The 19,896-nt window shown below is 73.6% G+C and carries 22 protein-coding genes; 13 read left to right on the forward strand and 9 right to left on the reverse strand.

The window, feature by feature from the left end:
• The first annotated feature begins 83 nt into the window (after positions 1-83).
• Entirely contained in the window at positions 84-761 is a 678-nt protein-coding gene (locus AC1VWI_RS27715; RefSeq protein WP_499513719.1) for a DUF1707 SHOCT-like domain-containing protein, read from the forward strand.
• Between the two features lie 243 nt (positions 762-1,004).
• The gene (locus tag AC1VWI_RS27720) at positions 1,005-1,358 is read left to right on the forward strand and encodes a WhiB family transcriptional regulator (protein WP_018561404.1); all 354 of its coding nucleotides are present in this window, start codon (positions 1,005-1,007) and stop codon (positions 1,356-1,358) included.
• 80 nt (positions 1,359-1,438) lie between these two features.
• Here AC1VWI_RS27720 and glpX read toward each other — a convergent pair whose 3' ends face one another.
• Positions 1,439-2,482, reverse strand: coding sequence for a class II fructose-bisphosphatase (gene glpX, locus AC1VWI_RS27725; protein WP_499513720.1), 1,044 nt, complete (start codon positions 2,480-2,482; stop codon positions 1,439-1,441).
• Between the two features lie 161 nt (positions 2,483-2,643).
• Here glpX and AC1VWI_RS27730 point away from each other — a divergent pair, with 161 nt between their 5' ends.
• The gene (locus tag AC1VWI_RS27730; RefSeq protein ID WP_499513721.1) at positions 2,644-3,180 is read left to right on the forward strand and encodes a DUF4245 domain-containing protein; all 537 of its coding nucleotides are present in this window, start codon (positions 2,644-2,646) and stop codon (positions 3,178-3,180) included.
• A gap of 60 nt (positions 3,181-3,240) precedes the next feature.
• On the opposite strand, the gene AC1VWI_RS27735 is transcribed toward AC1VWI_RS27730, so the two are convergent.
• The 3 genes from AC1VWI_RS27735 to xseA form a co-directional block, all read right to left on the reverse strand.
• The gene (locus AC1VWI_RS27735) at positions 3,241-3,834 is read right to left on the reverse strand and encodes a malonic semialdehyde reductase (RefSeq protein WP_499513722.1); all 594 of its coding nucleotides are present in this window, start codon (positions 3,832-3,834) and stop codon (positions 3,241-3,243) included.
• Between the two features lie 142 nt (positions 3,835-3,976).
• On the reverse strand, positions 3,977-4,219 hold the full coding sequence (locus tag AC1VWI_RS27740; protein WP_499513723.1) for an exodeoxyribonuclease VII small subunit: 243 nt from the start codon (positions 4,217-4,219) through the stop codon (positions 3,977-3,979).
• 75 nt (positions 4,220-4,294) lie between these two features.
• Positions 4,295-5,503 (reverse strand): exodeoxyribonuclease VII large subunit, encoded by a 1,209-nt coding sequence (gene xseA / locus AC1VWI_RS27745; protein ID WP_499513724.1) that lies wholly within the window; start codon positions 5,501-5,503, stop codon positions 4,295-4,297.
• 162 nt (positions 5,504-5,665) lie between these two features.
• On the opposite strand from xseA, the gene AC1VWI_RS27750 reads away from it, so the two are divergent.
• The 3 genes from AC1VWI_RS27750 (at position 5,666) to ppgK (ending at position 7,769) form a co-directional block, all read left to right on the forward strand.
• A complete protein-coding gene (locus AC1VWI_RS27750) occupies positions 5,666-5,857 on the forward strand; it encodes a hypothetical protein (RefSeq protein WP_499513725.1) in 192 nt (63 codons plus the stop codon).
• Between the two features lie 143 nt (positions 5,858-6,000).
• Positions 6,001-6,996, forward strand: coding sequence for a 4-hydroxy-3-methylbut-2-enyl diphosphate reductase (locus AC1VWI_RS27755; protein WP_499513726.1), 996 nt, complete (start codon positions 6,001-6,003; stop codon positions 6,994-6,996).
• A 29-nt stretch (positions 6,997-7,025) separates the two neighbouring features.
• On the forward strand, positions 7,026-7,769 hold the full coding sequence (ppgK, locus tag AC1VWI_RS27760) for a polyphosphate--glucose phosphotransferase (RefSeq protein ID WP_499513727.1): 744 nt from the start codon (positions 7,026-7,028) through the stop codon (positions 7,767-7,769).
• Between the two features lie 40 nt (positions 7,770-7,809).
• Here ppgK and AC1VWI_RS27765 read toward each other — a convergent pair whose 3' ends face one another.
• Entirely contained in the window at positions 7,810-8,355 is a 546-nt protein-coding gene (locus AC1VWI_RS27765; RefSeq protein WP_499513728.1) for a DUF6542 domain-containing protein, read from the reverse strand.
• A 190-nt stretch (positions 8,356-8,545) separates the two neighbouring features.
• On the opposite strand from AC1VWI_RS27765, the gene ychF reads away from it, so the two are divergent.
• The 3 genes from ychF (at position 8,546) to AC1VWI_RS27780 (ending at position 11,322) form a co-directional block, all read left to right on the forward strand.
• Complete coding sequence (gene ychF / locus AC1VWI_RS27770; RefSeq protein ID WP_499513729.1) at positions 8,546-9,634, forward strand: redox-regulated ATPase YchF; 1,089 nt, start codon at positions 8,546-8,548, stop codon at positions 9,632-9,634.
• A gap of 216 nt (positions 9,635-9,850) precedes the next feature.
• Positions 9,851-10,831 (forward strand): class I SAM-dependent methyltransferase, encoded by a 981-nt coding sequence (locus AC1VWI_RS27775; RefSeq protein ID WP_499513730.1) that lies wholly within the window; start codon positions 9,851-9,853, stop codon positions 10,829-10,831.
• Between the two features lie 83 nt (positions 10,832-10,914).
• Entirely contained in the window at positions 10,915-11,322 is a 408-nt protein-coding gene (locus AC1VWI_RS27780; protein WP_499513731.1) for a hypothetical protein, read from the forward strand.
• Between the two features lie 16 nt (positions 11,323-11,338).
• On the opposite strand, the gene AC1VWI_RS27785 is transcribed toward AC1VWI_RS27780, so the two are convergent.
• Both AC1VWI_RS27785 and AC1VWI_RS27790 read right to left on the reverse strand, forming a co-directional pair.
• The gene (locus AC1VWI_RS27785; protein ID WP_499513732.1) at positions 11,339-11,833 is read right to left on the reverse strand and encodes a hypothetical protein; all 495 of its coding nucleotides are present in this window, start codon (positions 11,831-11,833) and stop codon (positions 11,339-11,341) included.
• Positions 11,830-12,984, reverse strand: a complete 1,155-nt coding sequence (locus AC1VWI_RS27790; RefSeq protein WP_499513733.1) for an SMI1/KNR4 family protein — start codon at positions 12,982-12,984, stop codon at positions 11,830-11,832. Before AC1VWI_RS27790 ends, AC1VWI_RS27785 begins: the two co-directional genes overlap by 4 nt.
• Positions 12,985-13,114: 130 nt before the next feature.
• On the opposite strand from AC1VWI_RS27790, the gene AC1VWI_RS27795 reads away from it, so the two are divergent.
• Positions 13,115-14,185 (forward strand): DUF4190 domain-containing protein, encoded by a 1,071-nt coding sequence (locus AC1VWI_RS27795; RefSeq protein WP_499513734.1) that lies wholly within the window; start codon positions 13,115-13,117, stop codon positions 14,183-14,185.
• Here the strand turns inward: AC1VWI_RS27795 and AC1VWI_RS27800 are convergent.
• Both AC1VWI_RS27800 and AC1VWI_RS27805 read right to left on the reverse strand, forming a co-directional pair.
• Entirely contained in the window at positions 14,124-14,828 is a 705-nt protein-coding gene (locus AC1VWI_RS27800; protein ID WP_499513735.1) for a response regulator, read from the reverse strand. The two genes, AC1VWI_RS27795 and AC1VWI_RS27800, sit on opposite strands and share 62 nt — an antisense overlap.
• The gene (locus tag AC1VWI_RS27805) at positions 14,825-16,030 is read right to left on the reverse strand and encodes a sensor histidine kinase (RefSeq protein WP_499513736.1); all 1,206 of its coding nucleotides are present in this window, start codon (positions 16,028-16,030) and stop codon (positions 14,825-14,827) included. The genes AC1VWI_RS27800 and AC1VWI_RS27805 overlap by 4 nt, the downstream gene beginning before the upstream one ends.
• Before the next feature lie 209 nt (positions 16,031-16,239).
• On the opposite strand from AC1VWI_RS27805, the gene AC1VWI_RS27810 reads away from it, so the two are divergent.
• The 3 genes from AC1VWI_RS27810 (at position 16,240) to AC1VWI_RS27820 (ending at position 19,853) form a co-directional block, all read left to right on the forward strand.
• Complete coding sequence (locus AC1VWI_RS27810; protein ID WP_499513737.1) at positions 16,240-17,280, forward strand: carboxymuconolactone decarboxylase family protein; 1,041 nt, start codon at positions 16,240-16,242, stop codon at positions 17,278-17,280.
• A gap of 152 nt (positions 17,281-17,432) precedes the next feature.
• Complete coding sequence (locus tag AC1VWI_RS27815) at positions 17,433-18,404, forward strand: LAETG motif-containing sortase-dependent surface protein (protein WP_499513738.1); 972 nt, start codon at positions 17,433-17,435, stop codon at positions 18,402-18,404.
• Positions 18,405-18,566: 162 nt separating this feature from the next.
• Entirely contained in the window at positions 18,567-19,853 is a 1,287-nt protein-coding gene (locus tag AC1VWI_RS27820; protein WP_499513739.1) for a M14 family zinc carboxypeptidase, read from the forward strand.
• The last annotated feature ends 43 nt before the right edge of the window (positions 19,854-19,896 follow it).

Genomic DNA, 19,896 nt, shown 5'->3' on the forward strand with positions numbered 1-19,896 from the left:
AGAACGTGCGCGGGGTACCGGATGTGTGAGGTGACCCTCACCGGCCCTAGTCGCGATCTATCGCGTTTGTGTACGGTAGTCGGGTGGATGAGTCGTCGCTCCAGAAGCGTGAACAGCACCCCGTGCGCCCCGTCGCCGAAGCCGATATCCGTGCGTCCGACGCGGACCGCGACCGGGTGGCCGACATCCTTCGCGATGCCCTCGCGGAGGGCCGTCTGACCACCGAGGAGCACTCCGAGCGGCTCGACGGGGTCTACGCGGCCAAGACCGTCGGCGAACTGGAGCCCTACGTCCGCGACCTCCCCGCGGGACGCACCACGAGCGCCCCCGCCCCGTCGCCCGGGGCGCACCACTGGGTGCCGGACGGCTCCGGGGAGAACCCCAACCTGATCGGCATCCTCGGTGGTGCCGAGCGCAAGGGACGCTGGCGGGTCGGCTCGAAGATCAACGCCGTCGCCATCATGGGCGGCGTCGTCATCGACCTCACCGAGGCCACCTTCACCAGCCCCGAGCTCGTCATCAACTGCACGGCCATCATGGGCGGCATCGAGATCAGGGTCCCGGAGAACGTGACCCTGCACGGCGGAGGCGTCGTGGGCATCATGGGCGGCTCCGACGTGAAGGCGTACGAGTCGCCCGACCCGCACGCCCCGGTCATCAAGGTGCAGGGCTTCGCCTTCTGGGGCGGCGTCGAGGCCAAGCCGCGCCGGGGCAAGCGTGTGAAGAAGAAGGGGCTCGGCCCCGCCGAACTCGACGGCTGACCGCGGCGCGGGTCAACTCCCGTGCCGCGCAAGGGGGTCGGCGGGGCGTGATCCCGGTGCCACGGAGGCGTGGCCCGGGCGGCGGCCCCGGCACGGTGCGCATGAACGCGCGCACAGCGGGTAGGGCAAGGGGACACGTCGCTGGCCGCAGCCCTCCTCACGCCGACAGACCCGTGGAGACGCACCGGCACCGCAGCGACGGGCAAGGGTGACACCAAGCCGAGCCGTCGTCAGGAGTATCCCGTGCTTCAACCGATCGAGCCCCCGGCAGCCTCCAGGTCCTCCCTGAGTCACCCCCGGGACCTGGGCGGCCCATGGCACTCGGAGGCGGCGTGCCGCAGTGACGAGGCGGGTCTGTTCTTCGCGCCTTCGAAGGAGCCGACCGCGGCGCGGCTGTCCCGGGAGGAGGCCGCCAAGCGGGTGTGCGCGCGCTGCCCGGTGATGCTGGAGTGCCGCGAACACGCGCTGCTCCAGCCGGAGCCCTACGGCGTGTGGGGCGGGATGACCGCCGCTGAGCGCAGGGTCGTACTGGCCCGGCGCCGCCGCCGTGAGGCGGAGCTGCAGCGGCCCGGGACGCGGATCGCCGCGGCCGGCTGAACGACGGAAGGGCCGGGACCCCGTCGCTACGGCGGGGTCCCGGTTCTCGTGTGCCGGTGCGCGGCGGCTGCCGCGCCGGCTCAGCGCGCGCGGTCGAAGTCGATGGTGCTGTACGCGCGCAGCTTCGACAGCCGGTGCGTGGAGTCGATCTGGCGGATCGTGCCGGACTTCGAGCGCATGACCAGCGATTGGGTGATCGCGGTCTCGGCGCGGTACCGCACTCCGCGCAGCAGCTCGCCGTCGGTGATGCCGGTGGCGACGAAGAAGACGTTGTCGCCCTCGACCAGGTCGTCGGTGTGCAGGATCCGCTCCAGGTCGTGGCCCGCGTCCAGGGCGCGCTGCTTCTCCGCCTCGTCCTTCGGCCACAGCCGGCCCTGGATGGTGCCGCCCAGGCACTTGATCGCGCAGGCCGCGATGATGCCCTCGGGCGTGCCGCCGACGCCCATCAGCATGTCGACGCCGGTGCCCTCGCGGACGGCCATGATCGCGCCGGCCACGTCGCCGTCGGAGATGAACTTGATCCGTGCGCCGGTCTCCCGGATCTCCTTGACGATGCCCTCGTGGCGGGGGCGGTCGAGGATGACCACCGTGACGTCCTCGGGGGCGCTGCCCTTCGCTTTGGCGACCCGGCGGATGTTGACCGAGGGCGGGGCGGTGATGTCGACGTAGTCGGCGGCCTCGGGGCCGGTGACGAGTTTGTCCATGTAGAAGACGGCCGAGGGGTCGTACATCGCGCCGCGGTCGGCGGCGGCGAGCACCGCGATGGCGTTGGGCATGCCCTTGGCGGTCAGGGTGGTGCCGTCGATCGGGTCCACGGCGATGTCGCACTCCGCGCCGTTCCCGTCGCCGATGCGCTCCCCGTTGAAGAGCATCGGGGCCTCGTCCTTCTCCCCCTCGCCGATGACGACGACGCCGTTCATCGACACGGTGGAGACGAGGGTGCGCATGGCCTTGACGGCGGCGCCGTCCGCGCCGTTCTTGTCGCCGCGTCCGACCCAGCGGCCGGCCGCCATGGCGGCGGCCTCGGTGACCCGGACGAGTTCCAGGGCGAGGTTGCGGTCGGGGGCCTCGGGATTCACCTCGAGTTGCGGCGGCAGGTTGTGGTTTTCGTGCTGCTCGGTCATCACAGCGCACCTTTCTGTACGAGGACGGCCGGGATAAGAGGGTGTTACGACCTTATCCGGACCCCGCCAGGATGAGCAGGGCACCTGTCACATGAGCGGATTTCCGCCGGGCGCGACCCCGGGCGGACGGACGGTCCGGGGTATGGGGGACCATAGGGGGCGTGGCAAAGAAGCGCGGCACGGAAACACTGCGGGACATGGTGCTCTCGATGGCGGCGATCGGTGTCGTCGCCGGGGGCATCTGGCTCTTCATCCCGCACGACGAGAACCACGACCCCGTCAAGGTGGTCGGCTACCGGGTCGAGCTCGACCAGGCACGGCGCGACGCCCCGTACCAGGTGGCGGCCCCGGTGGGGCTCGGCGAGGACTGGCGGGCGACCTCGGTGACGTACGAGTCCACCGACCCGGGGGCGGTGCGGTGGCACCTGGGCTTCGTCGACCCGAAGAACGAGTACGCGGCCGTCGAGCAGAGCAACGAGGCCGCGGAGAAGTTCGTCGCGCTGAAGGGCCACGAGGCGAAGCGGGTGGGTACCCGCAGCGTCGGCGGTGAGACCTGGCAGCGCTACGAGGGCCACAAGTACGACGCGCTGGTGCGCGAGGAGGGCGGGGTGACCACGATGGTCACCGGCACGGCCCCGATGGCCCGGCTCGCGGAACTGGCCGCCGCGCTCGAAGAGCGGGGCGGCCGGCAGGGCTGAACCCTGGACCCGGAACCACGTCACCGCCACCGGCAGGGCCGGCGGCGGTGACGGTCGTCGTCAGACGGTGGTGACGACCTCGTCGTACGCCAGGCGCGGGCCGCGCTCGCGCCAGGCGTTCTCGCCCGGCTTGCCGATGTTGACCACGGCCAGCACGGAGTGGTCGCCGTCGGGGAAGAAGTCCTTGTCGATGGCCTCGGCGTCGTAACCGGTCATGGGTCCGGCGGCCAGGCCCGCGGCGCGCACGCCCAGGATGAAGTAGCCGACCTGCAGGGCGGCGTTGAAGCCGGCGGACGCCTCACGCACCGGGCGCTCGGCGAAGAGCACCTCCTTGGCCTGCGGGAAGGACGGGAACTGGGCCGGCAGCTCCTCGTGGAACTCGTTGTCGGCGGCCAGGACCGCGACCAGCGGCGCCGTGGCGGTCTTCGCCCGGTTGCCCTCGTTCATGTGGCCCACCAGACGCCCGCGGGCCTCGGGGGAGCGCACCAGGACGACGCGCAGCGGCTGCTGGTTGTAGGCGGTCGGGGCGTACTTGACCAGGTCGTACACGGCTTGGACCTGCTCGTCGGTCACCGGTTCGTCGGTGAAGGCGTTGGCGGTGCGCGCATCGAGGAAGAGGAGGTTCTGGGCGGCGGTGTCGAGCTGGAGCGTCATCGGTACCTCTGGGGGGATGTGGAACCGCGCCCTGGGGGAGGGGCGCGTCGGAACACTCCCCTCAGCGTAGATGAAGTTTCAACTAAACTTTCAACTATTAGGACGTGAAGCGGCTCACGCCGCCCGCGCCCCGCTCACCCGGTCATTCCTCCTCCGCGGCCTCCGGCCCCTGCCCGGCGCTGCCGCCGGACTCCTCCGCCAGGGCCGCGTCCAGCCGGGCGCGGGCGCCCTCCAGCCAGTCGCGGCACACCTTGGCGAGCTGCTCCCCCCGTTCCCACAGGGCGAGGGACTCCTCGAGCGTGGAGCCGCCGGCCTCCAGACGGCGAACGACGTCGACGAGCTCGTCGCGGGCCTGCTCGTACCCCAGCGTGTCCTGATCTGCCATGGCACCAGCCTAGGGCCGCCCTCCGACACGGCGGCCGGGCGCGCGGCGGCCGGCCCGGGAACGGCGCGCCGGCGGTCAGCGCGTGACGCGGACGGTGAACTCGCCCTCGGCCACCCGGGCGCGCAGCTTCTCCTCCTCGGCCACCTCGTCCGTGGCGCGCACGACCTGCCCGTCCTCGCGCTGCAGCACGGCGTACCCGCGCTGCAGCGTGGCGGCGGGGGAGAGCGCCACGACCCGGGCCCGGGTGTGCGCCAGCTCGTCCTCCGCCCGGTCCAGCCGGTGCCGCAGATGGCGGCGTGAGCGCTCCAGCAGCGCCGTGACCTGCTCGGCGCGCTCGTCCACCATCAGATGGGGCCGTGCCATGCACGGCCGGCTCACTGCCGCGGCCAGCCCCCGCTCCTCCCGGTCCAGCAGCCCGCGCATCACCCGCAGCGACCGCTGCCGCAGCTGCTCGACCCGGGCCAGTTCCTCGCCCACGTCCGGCACGACCCGCTTGGCCGCGTCGGTCGGCGTCGAGGCGCGCAGGTCGGCCACCAGGTCCAGCAGCGGGGTGTCCGGCTCGTGCCCGATCGCCGACACCACGGGGGTACGGCACTCCGCGACCGTGCGCACCAGCCGCTCGTCCGAGAACGGCAGCAGGTCCTCCACGCTGCCGCCGCCCCGCGCCACGATGATCACGTCGACCTCGGGGTGCGCGTCCAGCCCGCGCACCGCCTCGATCACCTGGGGCACCGCGTACGCGCCCTGGACGGGCACGTTGCGCACCTCGAAGCGGACCGCGGGCCAGCGCAGCCGCGCGTTCTCCAGCACGTCCCGCTCGGCGGCCGACGCCCGGCCGCAGACCAGCCCGATCAGCTGCGGCAGGAACGGCAGCGGCCGCTTGCGCTCCGATGCGAACAGGCCCTCGCCCGCCAGCCGCTTCTTCAGCTGCTCCAGCCGCAGCAGCAGGTCGCCGACGCCTATCGGGCGGATCTCCGCCGCGCGCAGCGACAGCTGGCCGCGCGGCGCGTACCACTCCGGCTTGGCGTGCACCACGACCCGGGCGCCCTCGCCGACCGCCCCGTCGAAGGCGTCGAAGACCGCCCGGCGGCAGGTGACGCTGAGCGAGATGTCGTGCGACGGATCGCGCAGCGTCAGGAACACCACGCCCGCGCCCGGGCGCCGTGACAACTGGGTGATCTGCCCCTCGACCCACACCGGGCCGAGCCGGTCGACCCAGCCGCCGATCAGCCGGGACACCTCGCCGACAGGGATCGGCGCCTCCGCGGACGTGTTCACAGCCATACGCCGAGACTAGCCCCCGCCACGGACAGTGACGCCCCTCGCGCCCGACCCGAATGGCACGCCCCGCTGTCCCCCCGCCGGGCCGCCGCGCAGGCTGGGGGCAAGCCGGTAAACCGCCGACGTCGGTGACGCCGGCGTCTCCGACAGGTCCCGGGAGTTCCCATGCGCCGACCCGGCCGGTACGGCTGGACCCCGTCCGAACGCCCGCCGCGCGTCCACGCCGGGCTCCGCGTCGGCCGCTACGGCCCCGGCTGCGGCTGCTTCAGCTGCCTGCCCCTGGCGGGCGCCGCCCTCGCGACCGGGTGGGCGCTCGCCGTCCGCCGTGCCGCCCGGGGCCCGCGGCGCTGCCGCTGAGCGCCGTGCCCGGTCCGTGCCCCCCGCGCCGCCCCCGTGCCGTCCGCGCGTGCGCCCCGCGGCGCTCCGGCACCGCCTCCGCACCCCCGTCCGGACCACCCGGGGCAGCGATGGGCCCCGTCCGGGCCCCGTACGATGGGCACATGACCGCTACGACTTCCCGCCGCGTCCTGCTCGCCGCCCCGCGAGGCTACTGCGCGGGTGTGGACCGTGCCGTGATCGCCGTCGAGAAGGCCCTGGAGCAGTACGGGGCCCCCGTGTACGTCCGCCACGAGATCGTCCACAACAAGTACGTCGTGCAGACCCTGGAGCGGAAGGGCGCGATCTTCGTCGAGCAGACGGAGGAGGTGCCGCCGGGGTCGATCGTCATGTTCTCCGCCCACGGCGTCGCCCCGGTCGTCCACGAGGAGGCCGCCAAGGGCCGGCTCGCCACGATCGACGCGACCTGCCCGCTGGTCACCAAGGTCCACAAGGAGGCCGTGCGCTTCGCGGGCGAGGACTACGACATCCTCCTGATCGGCCACGAGGGCCACGAGGAGGTCATCGGCACCTCCGGCGAGGCCCCCGACCACATCACCCTGGTCGACGGCCCCGGCGACGTCGAGAAGGTCGAGGTCCGCGACCCGTCCAAGGTCGTCTGGCTCTCCCAGACCACGCTCTCCGTGGACGAGACGATGGAGACCGTCGACGCGCTCAAGGAGAAGTTCCCGCTGCTGATCTCGCCGCCGAGCGACGACATCTGCTACGCCACGCAGAACCGTCAGCTCGCCGTGAAGCAGATGGGCGCCGAGGCCGAACTGGTCATCGTCGTCGGCTCGCGCAACTCCTCCAACTCCGTGCGCCTGGTCGAGGTGGCCAAGCTGGCCGGGGCCCGTGCCTCGTACCTGGTGGACTTCGCCGACGAGATCGACGAGGCGTGGCTGGACGGCGTGTCCACCGTCGGTGTCACCTCCGGCGCCTCCGTGCCCGAGGTGCTCGTCGAGCAGGTGCTGGAGTGGCTCGCCGCCCGCGGCTTCGAGGACGTGGAGATCGTCAAGGCCGCCGAGGAGTCGATCACCTTCTCGCTGCCCAAGGAGCTCCGCCGGGACCTGCGCGCCGAGGCCGCCGAACTGATGCGGGGCGGCACCTCCGAGGGGTGACCGACCGTGCCACGTCGTAGCGTTGGGGCATGAGCGTTTTCGGTGTGGACATCGGCGGATCGGGCATCAAGGGTGCCCCGGTCGATCTCGGGCGTGGTGACGTGGCGGAGGAGCGCTTCAAAGTGCTCACTCCCCATCCCGCGACCCCCGACGCCGTCGCGGAGTGCGTGAAGCAGGTCGTCGACCACTTCGGGTGGACGGGCCCCGTCGGGGCCACCTTCCCCGGAGTGGTCACGCACGGCATGACGCGCACGGCGGCGAACGTCGACAAGGGCTGGATCGACATGGACGCCGCCGGGCTCCTGTCCCAGAAGGTCGGCTGCGCGGTGACCCTGCTCAACGACGCGGACGCCGCGGGCATGGCCGAGATGGAGTACGGGGCGGGCCGTGGCCGCAAGGGCACGGTCATCGTGCTCACCCTCGGCACCGGCATCGGCAGCGCCGTCTTCGTCGACGGCAACCTGCTGCCCAACACCGAACTGGGTCACCTGGAACTGCACGGCCACGACGCCGAGACGAAGGCCTCCACCAAGGCCAAGGACGACGAGGGCCTCACCTGGGAGCACTGGGCGAAGCGCCTGCACAAGTACCTCACCCACGTCGAGATGCTCTTCTCGCCCGAGCTGTTCATCCTCGGCGGCGGGGTCAGCCGCAAGGCCGACAGGTTCCTGCCGCTCCTGACCGGCATCAGGGCCGAGATCGTGCCGGCCGCGCTGCAGAACAACGCGGGCATCGTCGGCGCGGGCATGGCGGCGGCCGCCGTCCGCTCCTGACCGCGGCGGCCGGCGGGAGGCGGCCGGTGGAGGGCGGCGCTCAGCGGCGCCGTTCGCGCATCACATAGGCCACCTTCCGCCCGGCCGCGATCACCGCGGCACCGACCGTGCCCCCGTACAACCAGCCCGTCTGGGTGGCGAGGCCGGTCAGCAGGCCCATCAGGTGGCCCGTGAAGCCCCCGCCGTCGCCGCCGGCCGTCACGGCCAGCGCGATGGTGAAGGCGATGGGCGCGCTGACCGGCGCCGCCGACAGGTCGTACGGCCGTACGAACGCCCCGGCGGCGAGGCAGGCCAGCAGGAAGACGACCCCGAAGAGGGTGCCGGGCTCGCCCGTGATCAGCGAGTCCGCGGCGCCGCCGGCGAGCGCGGTCAGCGTGATGAAGACGCCCGTGCCCAGTCCGGTCAGCCGGGGCTCCGTCCGGCGCAGCCGGGCCACCCGCAGCAGCAGCGGCCCCCGGGGCAGACCGCCCCGGACGGCGGTCGCGCCCTGCGGGCGACGCTGCGGGCGGACCGGCCGCGGCAGCGGGGAGGCGGCGGTGGGTGCACCGCTGTTCTTGTGGGGTGTGCGCGCACTGTGTTGCTCCACGCACCCAACGTAGGCGCCGAGGAGGGGGGAAACAGGGGCAGGACACGACTTTTCACCGCGACAGGGGGCCACTGGGGGCGCGGCCCGTCCCGGGGCCGGTGCGTTCCGTAGACTGGTGGATCGGTCCGCCGGTCGCCCGCCCGGGCGTGGCGGCCCATTCCACCCACCTCTCGCTACGGGAAGTCGTCACGTGTCGCTCACGATCGGAATCGTCGGCCTGCCGAACGTCGGCAAGTCGACCCTGTTCAACGCCCTGACCAAGAACGACGTGCTGGCGGCCAACTACCCGTTCGCCACGATCGAGCCCAACGTGGGCGTCGTCGGTGTCCCCGACCCCCGTCTGGACAAGCTCGCCGAGATCTTCGCCTCGCAGCGCAAGCTCCCGGCGACCGTGGACTTCGTGGACATCGCCGGCATCGTCCGCGGCGCCAGCGAGGGCGCGGGCCTGGGCAACAAGTTCCTCGCGAACATCCGCGAGTCCGACGCGATCTGCCAGGTCATCCGGGCCTTCGTCGACCCGGACGTGGTCCACGTCGACGGCAAGGTGTCCCCCAAGGACGACATCGAGACGATCAACACCGAGCTGATCCTCGCCGACCTGCAGACCATCGAGAAGGTCGTGCCGCGGCTGACCAAGGAGGTCCGCCTCCAGAAGGAGAAGGCGCCGGTGCTCGCCGCCGTCCAGGAGGCCCAGCAGATCCTCGAGGACGGCCGCACCCTGTTCTCCGCCGGCATCACCGCCGGCACGGAGAAGGGCCGGCTGCTGCACGAGCTGCACCTGATGACCACCAAGCCCTTCCTGTACGTCTTCAACGTCGACGAGGACGAGCTGACCGACGAGGCCTTCAAGGCCGAGCAGCGCGCCCTGGTCGCCCCGGCCGAGGCGATCTTCCTCAACGCCAAGATCGAGTCCGAGCTCATCGAGCTCGAGGACGACGAGGCCCTGGAACTGCTGCAGTCCATGGGCCAGGAGGAGCCGGGCCTGGCCACCCTCGCCCGGGTCGGCTTCGACACCCTCGGCCTGCAGACGTACCTGACCGCGGGCCCCAAGGAGGCCCGCGCCTGGACGATCAAGAAGGGCGCCACCGCCCCCGAGGCCGCCGGTGTGATCCACACCGACTTCCAGAAGGGCTTCATCAAGGCGGAGATCGTCTCCTTCGGCGACCTGGTGGAGGCCGGCTCGATCCCCGAGGCCCGCGCCAAGGGCAAGGCCCGCATGGAGGGCAAGGACTACGTCATGCAGGACGGCGACGTCGTGGAGTTCCGCTTCAACGTCTGACCGGTCGTTCCCCCCGCGCCACGGGCCGGGCCCCTCGGGGTCCGGCCCTTCGTCGTTTCGTGCGTACATGCCAGGCGATGGTCAGTGGATGTACGGGAGGCCGCCGGATGGTGAATCGTTTCGGTCGCGGGGATGCACAGTGTGTGCGGGTCCTTTTGGGATGTGTGGGACGCGGGGTGGAATCGGCGCATCCCGGCTTTGAGATGTGAGGAAACGATGGCGTCCCTCGGCAGGCTCTACTCGATGTTCGACGACGTGGTACTCCCGGAGGAGATCCCGTACGCCCAGATGAGCGTCTGGGAGCAGAAGTTCCTCTACCTGGTGGCGCGTCACCACGTGAACGGCACCGGCGCCCTCGTCGAGCTGGGCTCGGGCGGCGGCGGCTCCACCTACGCCATCGCCAAGGGGCTGCGGGAGAACCCCGCGTTCGACGAGCAGAAGGGCCGGCTGCACGCCTTCGACTTCTTCCGCGTGGGCAAGGGCACCTTCGCCACGCAGCGGTTCTTCAAGGCGGGCAAGGCGCCGGAGGGCGACAGCTCCTTCCGGGAGGACTTCGAGGCGGCGCTGGCCCCGTTCATGGGGTTCATCGAGGTCCACGCCGGCGACATATGGACCACCTCCGACCCGGAGGACAAGAGCCCCATCGAGTTCCTGCACGTCGACATCGCCAAGACGGCGCGGGTGTTCCGGTGCGTGGCGGAACGATTCCTCCCGCGCCTGGAGCCCGGTGCGGTCGTGCTGCACCAGGACTTCGCGAGCCCCCGCCTGCCGTGGCTGCACCACAGCACCGGCGCCCTGCTCCCGTACGTCGAGATCGCCGGTGCGCCGATCCGTTCCACCCTCGCCTTCGAGGTCGTCCGGCCGGTCCCGGCCGAGCTGCTGGAACGCATCGCCAAGGACGACTACACGGTGGACGAGAAGCTGGCCCTGATCACCGCGGTGCAGGACCAGGTCGACGTCGACCACACCGGACGGGTCCCCTTCAAGCAGGTCCTGGAGCTGGCCAAGGCGTACGTGTGCCACTACGCGGGTGACCACCAGCGCGCCTGGAAGATCGCCAAGCCGCTGCTGAAGGACCCGTACCTCTCGGAGACCCGAGCCGACCACTTCGCCCAGCTCCAGCGCGCCCTCGACGGGGAGGCCGCCCCCGCGCCGTCGCGGGTGCGGCGGCTGCTGCGCAAGGTGACGGGCGGCTGACCGGCCTCCCGCAGGTCACAGCACGGCGACGGAAACCGCGCACCGGGGGGTGCCGGCGGGTGCCGCACGCCACCATGGCGGGCATGCGTACACGCCTCAGCACCGGAGTGCTCCTCGCGGCCGTGCTCGTAGCGGTCCCCGCCTGCAGCTCCGGCACCGACGACTCCGGCAGCAAGCCCGACGCCGGTGGCACGCCGTCCGTCGCGGCGTCCGGTTCGAAGGTGCCGGACATCGGCGAGGGCATCCCCGAGGAGCCGACCGGGGTCCGGCGCGCGGCGCTGCTCGCCGCGCTCAAGGCCGTCGACCCGGCCCTGGCCGCCGACGCGGACAAGGCCGTTGCCAACGCGCGTCAGCAGTGCGCCACCATCACCGGCGGCGGCAACGCGGTGGCCGCCGCGCAGTCGCGCTTCGGCAGTGCCGGGCACCAGCTCACCGAGGAACAGGCCAAGGCCGTCAACGAGGTGCTGGAGCAGACGCTCTGCACGTCCTGAGCCGCCCCGCCCCGGTCTACGGGGACGGGGCGGCGGCCACCGGGTTGACGCTGTCGAAGCAGACCAGGCCCCGGGCCTGCGAGAGCAGGAACGAGCCGCTGTAGGCGTCCGCGGTGATCTCGGCGTCGAAGGACCCGCTCCGCAGCCACCGTGCGTCCGCCGGGAGGAAGCCGGCCAGCCGGCCCGGGAGCACGGGCAGGCTCGCCGGGCGGAAGTCGCGGTGGGCGGTGAGCGCGGCGACCCGGCCGTCCGTGAGGGCGGCGACGCCGACCACCCGCACGTCCGAAGGACCGGGGACCGACCTGCCGTCGTCGCCCGCGACCAGGTCGTACCCCAGCCAGTGGGCGCCGTGGAGCCGACCCAGCAGCGGGAAACGCCGCTCCAGCGGGGCGGTGTCCGTCCGTACCGGGCCTTGCGCGGCCTCGTGCCGCTCCGCCTGCGGACGCCGCGAGCCGCACCCGGCCGCGAGCACCGCCGCACCCGCGGCCAGTACCGTCCGTCGTGTCGTCATGCGCCCGCCCCCTGACGGCCCGCGTCGATCGCGGGGTTGTCCAGCGCCGTCCAGAAGGCGGCCTCCGGCTCCGGCGGCAGCGCAGGGGAGCCGAGGTCGGCGTGGAGCGCGGCGCGCCAGCCGGGGGAGATCCGGGAGCGGACGTCGGCGGTCCTCACCAGCGCCCGGTGGGGCAGGTCGGTGAGCAGCAGTACGAGGCACATCACGGCCTGTGTGCGGACGCCGTCGTGGTGGGCGGACGCCTCACGGCGGACCTGGCGCAGCCTGAGCCCGAGCGGACCGGTGCCGGTGAGTCCGACGGCGCGGCCGCCGTCGAGGGTGTCCAGGGCCGCGGCGACCTCGGGGTACCTTGCCAGGCCGGACTCTTCGGCCAGCCGGCGCATCTGCCGGGCCGCGGCGGTGGCGACCGTGGCGCGGGGGAGCGTGGCCACGAGTGCGCCGAGACCGCCCAGTTTGCGCACGTGGACGGCGCGCAGCGGCTCCTCGGAGCCGCGCGGCGGCAGCGGCGGCAGCGAGTCGTCGTCGGGGGAGGGCAGCGGCTCCGAGGGATCGCCCCACGCGGGGTGGGCGCGCTCGGAGTCGTCCCACTCCAGGACGCCGTCGCTGACGACGGGCCAGGTCCGGCCGCCCTGGAAGGGCAGCCCGCGCTCCAGGCTGTCGGCGACGTCGCCCAGGTACGCGCCCAGCGACGGGGCGTGGCCGAAGTCGGTGCCGGACCCGTCGAAGAAGCGGCCGACCGCGCCGAAGGACGCGCCGGGGCGGCAGTCCACGGTCAGGCCGTCCGCGGTGATGGTGTAGGAGGCGAACTGCACGAAGCGGTGGTGCCAGTAGGCGCCGTCGTTCCCCTCCTCGTCATCGTCCTCGTCGAGGACCTCGGCCAGCATGCCGCGCAGGAAACCGGACCGCTCCTCGCATCCGTGGGTGCCCAGCAGGCCGTCGTGCGTCGGCAGGAGGAAGTCCTCGTCCGCCCCGTCGTGCCGGCGCAGCGTGGCCACCAGGTCCGGCGGGAAGGTGACGCCCATGCGCCGCTGCACCGCGGCGATCTCCTCCTGCGGCGCCGGCGGGTGGAGCATGGCGAACGTCGCCGGGGCGTGGGCGCCCAGCCAGAAGTCGATGCGGTCCCAGGCCTGTTCGGCCGCTTCGGCGGACATCGTGGCTCCCCCTCGGGTGTCTGCGCCCGGCTGGCAGAACCCTAACGGTGGCCGCCGACAGAGGGTCGCGGAGGCCGGGATATATTCGCGCGGCCGTTCGCCACGCCACCCGCCCGTGAGGAGCCGTTCCGTGCAGCCTCCGCCGTATCCGTCCTACCCCCTCCAGCCGGCGCTCCCGCCCGCGGCGCAGCGGGCGCCGCTGAACGGGCTCGCCGTCGCCGCGCTGGTGACCGGGCTGCTGTGCATGCTGCCGGTGGTCGGCGTCGTGCTGGGGACGATCGCGCTGGTGCAGATCAAACGGACGGGCGCGCGCGGCAAGGGCATGGCCGTCACCGGCCTGGTGCTGTCGGCCGTCGGCACGCTGCTGTGCGCCCTGGTGCTCGCCGGCGGGGCCGCCGCGTTCGTCAAGAGCTTCAAGGAGGGCGTCAGGGAAGGGGCGCGGGACGACGGCGCCTTCTCGCTGCGCCGGGGCGACTGCTTCGACACCCCCGGCGGCGACCTGGAGGCCCCGACCGCCGACATGGACACCGTGTCCTGCGCACAGGGGCACGCCGGCGAGGTGGTCGGGACCTTCCGGCTGCCCGGGCCCCAGGGCTACCCGGGCGACACGGAGCTCAGGGACCTCGTGGAGGACCGCTGCCAACGGCTCTCCGACGCCTACGCCATGGACAGCTGGGCGGTGCCGGCGGACGTCAGGGTGTACTACTACGCCCCGGACCGGGAGACCTGGAAGCTCGGGGACCGTGAGGTGACCTGCATGTTCGGCAAGGAGAAGGGCGCGCTCAAGGGCTCCATGCGGCAGGACGCGAGCACGCTCGACGCGCACCAGGTCGCCTATCTGAAGGCCGCCAACGTCCTCAACGAGGCCATGGCGAAGGGGCCGGAGGAGGAGTACGTCGAGGACGACCTCGAGGGCTACCGCACCTGGGCCGGCGAGGTCTCGGTCGCCCTCGCCGCCGAGGCCCGGGCGCTGGACGCCCACGACTGGCCGGCCGGCGCCGAGCAACCGGTCGCCGCGCTCGTGGCGGAGGCCGGGAAGGCACGCACGCACTGGGCGAAGGCCGCCGCGGCGAAGGACGCGGACGCCTACTACGAGCACTACGAGGCCGCGGACTCGCACAGCGGCCACGCGGAGGCCGTCAGGGCGCGGGAGGCGCTGGGGCTGGCCACGACGGTCGCGGCGGCGAACCCTTCGGTGTGATCAGCCCCGACTCGTAGGCGTAGACGACCAGTTGGGCGCGGTCGCGGGCGCCCAGCTTGGTCATCGCCCGGCTGACGTGGGTCTTGGCGGTGAGCGGGCTGATGACCATCCGCCCGGCGACCTCGTCGTTGCTGAGCCCGCGGGCGACGAGCGCGAGCACCTCGCGCTCCCGGTTGGTCAGCGCCTCCAGGCCGGCCGCGTGCGTGGCGTCGGGCGGCCGCGCGACGAACTCGCCGATCAGCCTGCGCGTGATGGCGGGGGAGAGCAGGGCGTCGCCGCGCTCGGCGACGTGGATGGCCTGGACGAGGTCGGCGGGTTCGGTGTCCTTCAGCAGGAATCCGCTGGCGCCGGCGCGCAGCGCGTCGAAGACGTACTCGTCCAGGCCGTAGTTGGTCAGGATGACCACGTGGACGCCCGCCAGCCGCGGATCGGCGGCGATCAGCCGGGTCGCGCCGATCCCGTCGAGCACGGGCATCTGGACGTCGAGGAGCACCACGTCGGGCACGTGCCGCCGGGCGAGTTCGACGCCCTGCTGACCGTCGCCCGCCTCGGCCACCACCTCGATGCCGTCCTCGGCGTCGAGGAGGGCGCGGAACCCGGCCCGCATCAGCGCCTGGTCGTCGACGATCAGCACGCGGATCACGACACCTCCTCCAGCGGCGCCCCGGCCGCCCCGGGCGCCGTCCTGCCGTCGGCCGCCGGCAGTGCGTCCAGGGGGAGTTCGGCGCGCACGCAGAAGCCGCCCTCGGGCCGCGGCCCGGCGTGCAGCCGCCCGCCGAGCGCGGTCACCCGCTCCCGCATCCCGGTCAGCCCGACCCCGGGCACCGGGCCGTCCCCGGGGGCCGCGGTGCCGTCGTCGTCGATCTGGACGACCAGTTCCCGGTCGCCGTACTCGATGCGGACGGTGGCCCGGGGCTCGGGACCGGCGTGCCGGGTGACGTTGGTGAGCGCCTCCTGCACGATCCGGTAGGCGGCCCGGTCGACCCCGTCGGCCAGCGGCCGTTCCCGTCCGCCGACCGTGACGCTGGTGGGCAGTCCGGCCGTGCGCGAGCGCTCCACCAGGTCCTCGATCCGGTCCAGGCCGTGGCCGCCGCCGGTGCCGCGCAGCACCTCCAGGGTCGCGCGCAGCTCCCGCATCGCCTCCCCGCTCGCCTCCTGGATCGCCAGCAGCGCGGCGGGCACCTCCTCGCCGCGCTTGCGGGCCAGGTGGACGGCGACCCCGGCCTGCAGCTTGATGATCGAGATGCTGTGGGTGAGCGAGTCGTGCAGCTCCCGGGCGATCCGCAGCCGCTCCTCGCCGGCCCGGCGCAACGCCGCCTCCTCGCGGGTGCGTTCGGCGTCCAGCGCCCGCCGCTCCAGCTGCTCCAGGTAGGCCCGGCGGTGCCGGCCCACCACGGCCATGGCGACCGAGGCCAGGAACCAGCCGAGCAGCAGCGCGGTGGACTGCGCCGAGGTCGGCGCGGGCTGCCCGGAGGCGAGGTAGCCGGTGAGGAACGCCAGGGCCGACAGCTGCACCGGCAGCCGCTTCCCGCCCGACCTGACCGCCATGTGGACCGCGACCAGCACGGGGAACGCCGCCGAGGGGCCGGGGTGCACCCGCAGCGCGTACGCCAGCATGCAGCCGGTGCACAGCAGCAGCGCCGCCGTGGGCCGGCGGCGGCTCCCGGCGACCGCCAGCGCGCCCACCAGGCCCAGTGCCAGGTCGAGGGCGTTCGAGGGGCGCGGCACCCCGGGCAGCAGCAGGACGTCGACGGCCAGGACGACGCCGATCACCGCGTCGAAGGCGACGCCCCGCCACCCCCGCAGCCCGGCCCACCCCTGACGCCCGATCAGCGTGCCACCCATGCCCGCACCCTACGCCGCCCCGCGGGGCGGCACGTCCTCCCCGAAGACGGCTCCGCGGCTACTCCCGGTGGAGTAGTCCCGCCTACGGCCCCGGCGCCCGGAGCAGTGACATCCCCCTTCCCCCGGAGGACGACCGGCGGGCCCCCGGTCGGCCACCATCGACCCGTCGAGAATCGCCGTCCACGAGCCGTCAGCGAGGAGGCCCGGCCATGGCCACGCCCTTCCGTCTCACCACTCCCGCGCCACCCGGCGACGCCACGGGCCGTACCGCCGAGGTCTACGCCCAGCTCGCCGCCGACTTCGGCATCGGCCGCGCGCCGACCTTCGTCGCGCTGTCGGCCGCCCCCGACCTGCTCGCGGCGACCTGGGCCGTGCTGCGCGAGTCTCTGCTGGCCGGCCGCGTGCCGCGCACCGACAAGGAACTCGTCGCCCTGGGGGTGTCGGCGGCGAACCGCTGCCCCTTCTGCGTGGACGCGCACACCGTCCTGCTGCACGCCACGGGTGACCACCGCCTCGCCGAGACGGTCGCCCGCGGCGGCAGGCCGGACGACCCCGCCCAGGCCGCGCTGGTCGCCTGGGGCGGCGCGACCGCGACCCCCGGCGCGCCCGCGGCCGCGGCGCACCCCTTCGACCCGCGGGACGCGCCGGAGTTCATCGGCACCGCGCTCGCCTTCCACTTCGTCAACCGGATGGTGTCCGCCCTTCTGACCGGGGACTTGCTCCCCGGCGGACTGCAGCGGCTGCGGCTGGTGCGCAGCCTGGGCGGCCGGGCGCTGGCCCGTACCGTCCGCAGGCCGCTGCCGCCGGGGGCCAGCCTGCCCCTGCTGCGCGGCCCGGCCGGGCCCGCGCCGGAGTGGGCCGCGGACGCCCCGGTGGGCACCGCCTTCGCCGCGCTGGCGCGGGCCGCCGCCGTGGGCGGGCAGCGGCTCGGCGACGCGGCCCGGGAGGCGGTCGTGGCCGCGGTGGACGCCTGGGACGGCGCGCATCCGCCGCTCGGCGGCGACTGGACCGCAGCCCCGCTCGCCGCCGTGCCCGCCGCCGAACGCCCCGGCGCACGGTTGGCGCTGCTCGCCGCCCTCGCCCCGTACCGGATCACCGAGGCGGACGCCGAGGCCTGGCGGATCGCCGATCCCGACCCCTACGACGCCGATCTGGTGCGGGTGCTGGCCTTCGGCGCGATGACCGCGGTGTACCGGATCGAGACCTCGGTCCACGAGCCTTTGCGTCGCCCCAGGTTGACAGCCCATTGACAGAGCCACGACGATGCGTGGTGCCACTGGGGCCGATGAGTCCCGTGTGCACTTCGACCACTCGCCCGGTGACGCCTCGGCCTGCTCACGTACGGGGAGAGCTGCCGTCAGTCGCGCCCGCCGGGCCACGCAACGCCAAGATTGGGTTCTGCATGTCCATATCGCGACGTGTCACCGTCGGACGGCTGCTGGGCGTGAGCGCCGCGGCCGTCGCCCTCACCGCCGTGGGTGCCACCTCCGCCTGGGCCGGCGACTGCCCGGGCGGCAAGGGCTGGGACCGCGGTGGCCACCACGGCTACAAGCCCGGCCAGGGCGGCGGCACCAAGACCTCCACCGACCGCTGCGAGTTCTCGCTCGACGGCACGGTCTGGTACCCGTCGGTCAAGGTCGACGACGTCAACCTCAAGCCCGGCGAGGACGGCAAGGTCCACGTCAAGGTCCGGGTCGCGGACGGCTCCTCGTCCTGCACCGTGTCCCTCGCCTCCTACCGCACCCACGGCGCCACCTTCCAGACCTCCGGCAAGCAGGTGTTCCACGACTGGGACACCGTGAAGATCACCACCGGCACCGACACCCTCGACGTGGCCGTGCCGGACGTCACCTGCTTCGCGCAGATCGACCTGTACTACGGCAACAAGAAGTACGACGGCGTCCTGGACGCCAACGACGGCTACGAGCACGGCGACCTGCCCGAGGGCCCGGACCACGCGGTCATCGGCGACAAGAAGATCGCCTGGTGGAACGGCGGCACGAAGGACTGCACCACGCAGACCGTCCCCTCGACCCCCGCCACCTCGACCCCGACCACCCCCTCGGGCGGCGAGACCACCCCCGCCGGTGGCGAGACCACCCCGGCCGGCGGCGAGGAGACCACCCCCGCCGCGACCGACACCCCCTCGGCCACCGCCCCGGCCTCGGAGTCGGCTTCGGCCTCGGCGTCCGCCTCGGCGTCCGAGTCCGTCGAGGCCGCGGCCTCCGAGTCCCCCAACGGCGGCTCGGGCGACCTCGCCGAGACCGGCAGCAGCAACGTGGGCATGATCTCGGCCGCCGCGGCCGTGCTGCTGGCCGCCGGTGGCGGTGTGGTCCTCGCGACCCGTCGCCGTCAGGCCGCCGGACGGCACTGACCGCGCACCGGCACCCGCCGGGCGGAGATGGGGTACGGCTGCGTCAGCAGCCGTACCCCTTCGCCGTGTCGGGTCCGACAGCCGCCCGACGCGCTCTAGCCCCGGCTCCGTACGGATTGGAACAATCCGAACCTGACCGTAGGGACCGATGCGGGGGGCTGCATGACATCTCCGGGGGAGACCGCTGTCGGCGAGCGCTACCCGACCGTGGACGAGGTCGCCGCGGCGGCCAGGGCCCTGGCGCTGCGCCGGCCCGACGTCTGCCGGCTGCGGACGGTGGGCCTCTCCCGGGCCGGGGAGCCGCTGCTGCTGCTCTCGGTCGGGCACGGATCGCGCAACGTCCTGGTGGTGGCCGGCCCGCACGCCAACGAGATGGTCGGTGGTGCCACCGTGCTGCTGCTGGCCCGGCGGGTCACCGCCGACCCCGTGCTGCGGGACGGGGCCGACGCCGCCTGGCACTTCCTGCTCTGCGCGGACCCGGACGGCGCCCGGCTCAACGAGGCCGTCCCCGACGCCCGGTTCACCATGCTCGGCCACTACCGGCACTTCTTCCGCCCGCGCGCCGCCGAGCAGCCCGAGTGGCTGCCGGACGACGGCACGCTGGAGGGCGCGCTGCCCGAGACCCGCGCGCTGATCGGGGTCATCGACGAGCTGCGGCCGGTGCTGCAGTGCTCGCTGCACGGCATCGACGTGGGCGGCACCTTCATCCAGGTGACCCGGGAGATCCCGCGGCTCGCGGAGCGGATCGCCAAGTCCGCCGCCGAGTTCGACATCCCCCTGGAGGCCGGTTCCTCCGACGCCTTCCACTGGCCGAGCCCCGGCCCGGGGGTGTACGTGCTGCCGCCGCCCGGCGGCCCGCGCGAGGACGCCTCCCACTCGACCTGGACGTACGCCCACCGGTACGGCGGGGTCACCGCGATCGCCGAGGTGCCCATGTGGGCGTGCGACCGCGCCGCCGACACCTCGCCGCACCCGGGTGCCGACGGCGCGCTGCGCACGGCGGGGGAGGCGCTGCGCCGTGCCAGCCTGCTGGTCGGCGGGCTCATCGGGGAGGTGGGCCCGCACCTGCCCGGGGACGGCGGGCCGTTGCTGCGCGCGGCGCGGGAGATCGTCGCGGTCGGCCCGGCGCTGGCCGCGGACTGGGACCCGGCCCTGCGCACCGCGGCCGCGCCGCCGCTGCCCGCGATGACCCGGGCCCGGGTCAGCAGCGTCGAGATCTACGCGCAGCGACTGCCGCTGCGCGCCGCCGCGATGCTGCTGCGGGTGGTCCGTACCGTGGACCACGGGCCGACCCCGCTGGTGGCCGTGCGTGAACTGCTGGAGGGGCTGGTGGCGGACTGGTGCGAGGCGTACGAGACCGCGCACCGGGCCCGCTGGATCCCGGTGCGCCAGCAGGCGGAGCAGCACGCACGGGTGGTGCTCGCGGCCTTCGATCTGCTGCCCGGGTGACGCGACACGGGTAAAGCCTTGCGGAAGGCTTGCGGGTGGCAAC

It is taken from the genome of Streptomyces sp. TOM-9 (assembly GCF_056858595.1).